We start from the raw sequence: 6019 nt of genomic DNA, 5'->3' as shown, positions 1-6019 counted from the left end.
CGGCGGCCCGGGCCGCCGGCGGTGAGATTATCGGCGAGGTCGAGCTGGCGGCTCGTTACTGCGGTTGCCCACTGCTGGCCCTGACCGGGACTAACGGTAAGACCACAAGTATCACCATGCTGGGGGAGATTTTTGCGGCGGCCGGAATTAACGCTTTTGTAGGCGGTAATATCGGGCGTCCGGCGGTGGAGATGATAGGGGGAAATTTCGCGGCCGGGGTTTTGGAACTGAGCAGCTTTCAGCTTGAAAGTATGGACAGCTTTCGTCCGCAGGTGGCGGTGATTCTGAATCTGACCCCAGACCATCAGGATCGCTATCCCGCTGCGGCCGCCTATCTGGAAGCGAAAACTGAAATCTGTCGCCGGCAGCGGCGTTCAGATTACCTGATTCTCAATCAGGATGATACGGCGCTCGCGGATTTCGGCCACCGGCTGGTCCGTGAACGCGAGGCCGGGGCGGAGCGGCCCGCCATTCTCTTTTTCAGTCTCAGCCATGAAGTCGATCTGGGGGCGGCCTGGCTCAGGGATGAAATTGTTATCAAACTACCTCGCCCGGACGGAACGATTGTCTGTCATCGCCGGCCGGCCTTTTCGTTACGTCTGCCCGGAGCCCATAATCGCGCCAATGCCCTGGCGGTGCTGCTTGCCGCCCTGGTCTGGGGGGTTGATGAGTCGATTGCCGTTCAGGTGCTGACCGGTTTTTCCGGCATCGCTCACCGGCTCGAATATGTCGGTTGCCGGAGTGGGGTTAATTATTACAATGATTCCAAGGCGACCAATATCGACGCCGTGCTCAAGGCCCTGGCGAGCTTTACGCAACCGCTGGTTCTGTTGCTTGGCGGTTACGACAAAGGCGCCGATTTTACCTTGCTGCGGGATTTTCTCTCCGGTAATTTGCGGTGTCTGATCCCTTTTGGCCAGGCCGCCACCACTATCGCCCGGCAACTGCCTGAACTTTGCGCCGGGGATGGGGCAGAAAAGCTTGCGCCCGCCCTGGACTTGGCGCGGCAAAACGCCAGGCCCGGAGATGTCGTACTGCTGGCCCCTGGCTGCGCGAGTTTTGATGAATTTAAGAATTACGAGGAAAGAGGTGACTGTTTTCGCCGTCTCGTGCAAAATCTTGAGGACGCTGGATGAAGCGCGAAGAAATAATTGTTTTGGGCGCAGTCGGAGCTTTTCTCTGTCTGGGCTTGCTGATGGTCTTTAATGCGAGCAGCATCAAAGCCTTTCATCTGCATGGTCAAAGTGGTTATTATCTCGGGCGACAGATAGTGTTTACGGTTTCTGGTTCGTTGCTGATGGTGCTCTGCTGGCGTTTTGATTATCACTGGTGGAGTCGGCTGACCGTGCCTCTGGTTCTGATCAGCCTGGCTTTGTTGGCCTTGGTGCTGGTTCCGGGTGTCGGCCACCAGGTCAAAGGCGCGGTGCGCTGGATCAAAACCCCGTTTTTCAATCTTCAGGCATCGGAAATCTGCAAGGTTAGTTTCGTCATCTATCTGTGCGCCTATCTGGCCAAAAAGGAAGAGGCCCTTCAGGATTTTAAGCGGGGTCTGCTGCCACCCTTGCTGATTTTGGGAGTGCTCGTGGGTCTGCTTATGCAGGAGCCTGATTTTGGTTCGTCGGTGGTTATCGGCGTGATGACCGTGATTCTGGTTTTTATTGGCGGAGCCAGGGTCAAACATCTCGTTCTGCTTGGATTAGTCGGAAGCATCGGTATAGTGATCGCCATTGCCGGTCGGGGTTATCGTCTTGAGCGTCTGAGTTCCTTTCTTAACTGGGATGGGAAGGGAATCTCCTATCAGCTTAAACAGTCTCTGATTGCTTACGGAGCCGGCGGGATGAGCGGGGTCGGAGCGGGTAACAGTTCTCAGAAGCTGTTTTATCTGCCGGAAGCTTACACCGACTTTATCGTGGCGGTTTGGGCCGAAGAATTTGGTTTTATCGGAGTCAGCCTGTTGGTTTTTCTGATGTTGATGTTTTTTCTGACCGGCCTGAAAATTTCGCGTTCGGCGCCGGATCGTTTTGGTGAACTACTGGCTTTCGCCCTGACGCTGCTTCTGGTTTTGCAGATGACGGTTAATTATTGGGTGACGCTCGGGCTGCTGCCGACCAAGGGCCTGACTTTTCCCTTTCTAAGTTACGGCGGCAGTTCGCTCTGCGTTTCCCTGGCCGCCGTGGGAGTGTTGCTTAATGTCAGTCGCCAGACCCGTTAAAACCATTCTGTTTGCCGGTGGCGGCACCGGTGGTCATCTTTTTCCGGGTATTGCCCTGGCGGAGGAGTTTCTTGCTCGGGAGCCGAATACCAGAATTATTTTTGCCGGAACCCGGCGCGGGATTGAGGCCAGGATCCTGCCTGAACTCGGTTATCCTCTGGTTTTTCTGGATGTTCAGGGCTTTGTCGGGGTCGGACGGCGGCGCAGCCTGCAGGCGGCGTTGAGTTTTCCTAAAGCCGTGATTCAGGCCTTGATCCTGCTGGTTCGCTACCGGCCCGCCCTGATCGTCGGTCTAGGGGGCTATGCCAGCGCCCCGGTGCTTCTGGCGGCGATGGTTGGCGGGTTGCCCTGGGTTATTCAGGAACAGAATGTTTTCCCCGGCCTGGTTAATCGTCTCCTGGCGCCTTTTGCCGCGGCGGTATTCACGGCGTATGACCGGGCCCGGGACCATCTTCGCAGCCGCAGAATCCATAATTACGGCAATCCCCTGCGTTCCGGTCTGCGAGGCGCTGGGGGGGGCGCGGAATCCGGACCGCCGGCGATGGACAATCAGGAGCAAAAAGAAACCTTTGCTCTGCTGGTGGTCGGCGGTAGTCAGGGGGCTTCGATTTTTAACCGTCTGCTGCCGGCTGTTTTTGCTCGGCTGGCGGCGCGTTATCCCCGGTTATGGATTGTTCATCAGAGTGGTCAGGCGCAACTTGCCGCAGTTGCACAAGCTTACGCAGCTTGGCCCGACCGGGCTCGGGCCGTGGCCTTTATCGAAGACATGGAGAAGCAATACGCGGCGGCCGATCTGGTGATCTGTCGGGCTGGAGCCCTGACCCTGGCGGAACTGGTTGAACTTGGTAAGCCATCCTTGCTGGTGCCCTTTCCGCAGGCCGCGCATGATCACCAGAGCTTTAATGCCGGGGTTCTGGTCGAGGCCGGGGCGGCCTGGGTACGGCCGGAGGTGGAACTTGATGAAGAAAATCTGGCGGCTGATATTGAATCCCTGATCAAATCGCCGCAGCGTCTGATGGCGATGAGCCGGGCCGCCTTGCAACTGCGACAACCCGGGGCCGCGGCAAGAATTGTCGATCATTGTCGGAACTTGATGTAATGGGACCATGTTTTTCTCGTCTCGGTTCGGCGCACCAAAGGGGAGGTTTAGTTGAAAGGTATGCACCATAAAGTTGAGCGGGTTCATTTTGTCGGCATCGGCGGCAGCGGCATGTGCGGTATCGCGGAAGTCCTGCTTAATCTCGGTTATCAGGTTCATGGATCCGATCTGAGAACCAGCCCGGTTACCGAACGGCTGGAAAAACTTGGCGCCCGGATAAATTATGGTCATGATCGTAAAAACCTCGCCGATGTTCAGGTCGTTGTGCGCTCGACGGCGGTTAAGGACGATAATCCCGAAGTGCTTGAGGCTCGGACCCGGGCTATTCCCGTGATTCCCCGCGCGGAGATGCTGGCGGAGCTGATGCGGCTTAAATACGGCATTGCGGTCGGCGGCACCCATGGCAAGACTACGACCACCTCGATGATCGCGACCATGCTCAGTGGCAGCGATCTCGACCCGACGGTGGTGATCGGCGGTCGTCTCAACAGTATCAATAGTAATGCCCGTCTTGGCCAAGGGGAAATCCTGGTGGCTGAAGCCGATGAAAGCGACGGTTCCTTTCTCGCCCTGTCGCCGATCATTGCCATCATTACCAATATCGATCGGGAACATCTGGATTATTACCTGGGCGGCTTAAGTCAGATCGAGGATCATTTTGTCGCCTTTGCGAATAAAGTGCCTTTTTACGGTCTGGTGGTTCTTTGTCTGGATGATGCCCGGGTGCAGGAAATCATTCCCCGGATCGGGAGGAGAATCACGACCTACGGTTTTAACCCGCAAGCCGATGTCCGGGCGGTCGAGGTTGAAATCTGTGGCATGCAGAGCCGTTTCAAGGTGCTCACCGGGGGCTGTGAACTAGGAGAGTTCGTTATTGATATGCCGGGACGGCATTATGTTCTCAATTGCCTGGCGGCTATCGCCACCGGGTTTGAACTGGGGCTGGAGTTTGCCGATATCCGGCGGAACTTATCTGGTTTTGCCGGGGTTCAGCGGAGGCTCCAGATTCTGGGCGAAGTTAACGGAGCCTTATTGATGGATGACTACGGACATCATCCGACCGAGATTATCGCGACCCTGGAAGCCCTGCGTCAGGCCTGGCCGGAACGTAGACTGGTCACGGTTTTTCAGCCGCACCGCTATTCGCGCACCGAACATCTTTTTAACGATTTTCTCGTGGCTTTTAACGAAGCCGACATGTTGATTGTCACGCCGATCTATGCTGCCGGAGAAACGCCGTTGGCCGGGGTCAGCGGTGAGAGTCTGGCGGCGGCAGTTCGTTTACATGGCCATAAGCAGGTCAGGTATTTCGCCGAGCGCGACGCCTTACGGGGTTTTCTGCGGGCGGAAAGCGGGCCCGGTGATCTGGTGCTGACTCTGGGGGCCGGCGATATTTTTCGTCTGGGACAGGAACTGGCGGCAGGACAGCCGTTGTAAAGGGGCGGAGAGCATGCGAACATGTCTAGAGCAAGTTGGGTGATTTTCGGACTGAGTGTTCTGTTGTTCTTTTCTGCCTGTACGACTCCTGGAGGGCGGAAAGCGGCTACGGTTTGTCAGGACTTGGTCATCGCCGGCCGGATCAAGGGCCGTCTGACGGAGATGCTTGGCAGTGGGGTGATCGGAATTGATGTGGATGTCTATCAGGGCGAAGTGACCCTGCAAGGCCGGGTACAGAGCCCCAATATGGAAAACCGAGTGCTGGCCGTGGCGGCTCGGACTCCGGGGGTGGTCAAGATTAATAACCTTCTGCGGATAATACCTTAAGGCGGAGGAAAGTTTGATCGGCGAGGAAAAGGCCAAGCTCCTGCGCTGCAGTCTTAGCGGCTTGCTTGCGGAGAATGAAGCGCTGGCTGCGAGAACCGCCTATCGCATCGGCGGCCCGGCGGCTTTTTTCCTGCATCCCCGGAATCCGGTTGAGCTCGAACTGGCTTTGCGGGTGCTGGCCGAGCTTGAGATTGAATACCTGGTGCTTGGCGGCGGTTACAATGTGCTGGTCGCTGACGCCGGGATCCGTGATCGGGTTGTGATCTCCCTTGGGGAAGGCTTTGCCGAGCTGGAAATGGTTGGCGGTGATGCGGCGGCGGTGCTTCTGCGGGTCGGGGCCGGAGTGTCGCTTGCTCGGCTGGTGTCCCTGGCGGAGAGCGAGGGTCTGGCCGGCTTTGCCGGACTGGCTGGAATTCCCGGCACGGTTGGGGGCGCGGTGGCCATGAATGCCGGGGCCTGGGGAGCTACAATTTACGACTGCCTTGCGGCGCTGCAACTGTTGACCCGGGAAGGGCCGGTCTGGCGTGCGAGCGGGGCTTTGCGGCCGGGGTATCGGGATGGCGGCCTGGCCTTGGGTGAAATTGTCGTGGCGGCCTACTTTCTCGCTCCGAAAGGGATTTCCGCCGAAATTTGCGCCGCAGCTGACGAATGTCGCCGGCGTCGCCGGGAGCGTCTGCCTGCCGGCAATCACGCCGGTTCGGTGTTTAAGAATCCTCCTGGAGACTACGCCGGTCGTTTGCTCGATGCGGCCGGTTGTCGGGGCCTGGTTAGCGGTGGGGCGCAAATCTCATGGCAACACGCCAATGTGATTGTCGCCGGACCTGAAGCCCGGGCCGCAGATGTGCGCGACCTTATGGCGCTGGCGCGCCGGCGAGTCCGGAAAAACAGCGGTATCGAGCTGGAAGCGGAAATAAAATTTTTTGCGGACCAATAAAAAATCTGGC

General features: G+C 57.7%; 6 protein-coding genes. All 6 read left to right on the top strand.

From position 1 onward, the window contains the following. The coding region (murD, locus tag ENN66_00895; GenBank protein HDS15191.1) for a UDP-N-acetylmuramoyl-L-alanine--D-glutamate ligase at positions 1–1136 on the top strand (1136 nt) is incomplete at its 5' end. Beyond that, positions 1133–2212: a putative lipid II flippase FtsW gene (gene ftsW, locus ENN66_00890; protein HDS15190.1), complete on the top strand. Its 1080-nt coding sequence runs from the start codon at positions 1133–1135 to the stop codon at positions 2210–2212. The genes murD and ftsW, both read left to right, overlap by 4 nt. Continuing rightward, the gene (gene murG / locus ENN66_00885; protein ID HDS15189.1) at positions 2190–3311 is read left to right on the top strand and encodes an undecaprenyldiphospho-muramoylpentapeptide beta-N-acetylglucosaminyltransferase; all 1122 of its coding nucleotides are present in this window, start codon (positions 2190–2192) and stop codon (positions 3309–3311) included. The genes ftsW and murG overlap by 23 nt, the downstream gene beginning before the upstream one ends. A 60-nt stretch (positions 3312–3371) precedes the next feature. Further along, positions 3372–4748 (top strand): UDP-N-acetylmuramate--L-alanine ligase, encoded by a 1377-nt coding sequence (locus ENN66_00880; protein HDS15188.1) that lies wholly within the window; start codon positions 3372–3374, stop codon positions 4746–4748. A gap of 21 nt (positions 4749–4769) precedes the next feature. Beyond that, on the top strand, positions 4770–5075 hold the full coding sequence (locus ENN66_00875; protein HDS15187.1) for a BON domain-containing protein: 306 nt from the start codon (positions 4770–4772) through the stop codon (positions 5073–5075). A gap of 13 nt (positions 5076–5088) precedes the next feature. Further along, complete coding sequence (gene murB / locus ENN66_00870) at positions 5089–6009, top strand: UDP-N-acetylmuramate dehydrogenase (GenBank protein HDS15186.1); 921 nt, start codon at positions 5089–5091, stop codon at positions 6007–6009. Positions 6010–6019: the final 10 nt, after the last annotated feature.

This window comes from Pseudomonadota bacterium, from assembly GCA_011049115.1.
In the GTDB taxonomy this organism is placed as follows: Bacteria; Desulfobacterota; Anaeroferrophillalia; order Anaeroferrophillales; family Tharpellaceae; genus DSCM01.
The sequence above is the reverse complement of the archived record's forward strand: the minus strand, read 5'-3'. Positions and strand labels throughout refer to the sequence as shown.

Excerpts from the sequence above, each read along its gene's own strand:
- ENN66_00880 (HDS15188.1), top strand. The coding sequence starts at position 3,372 with ATGCACCATAAAGTTGAGCGGGTTCATTTTGTCGGCATCGGCGGCAGC.
- ftsW (HDS15190.1), top strand. The coding sequence starts at position 1,133 with ATGAAGCGCGAAGAAATAATTGTTTTGGGCGCAGTCGGAGCTTTTCTC.
- murG (HDS15189.1), top strand. The coding sequence starts at position 2,190 with ATGTCAGTCGCCAGACCCGTTAAAACCATTCTGTTTGCCGGTGGCGGC.
- ENN66_00875 (HDS15187.1), top strand. The coding sequence starts at position 4,770 with ATGTCTAGAGCAAGTTGGGTGATTTTCGGACTGAGTGTTCTGTTGTTC.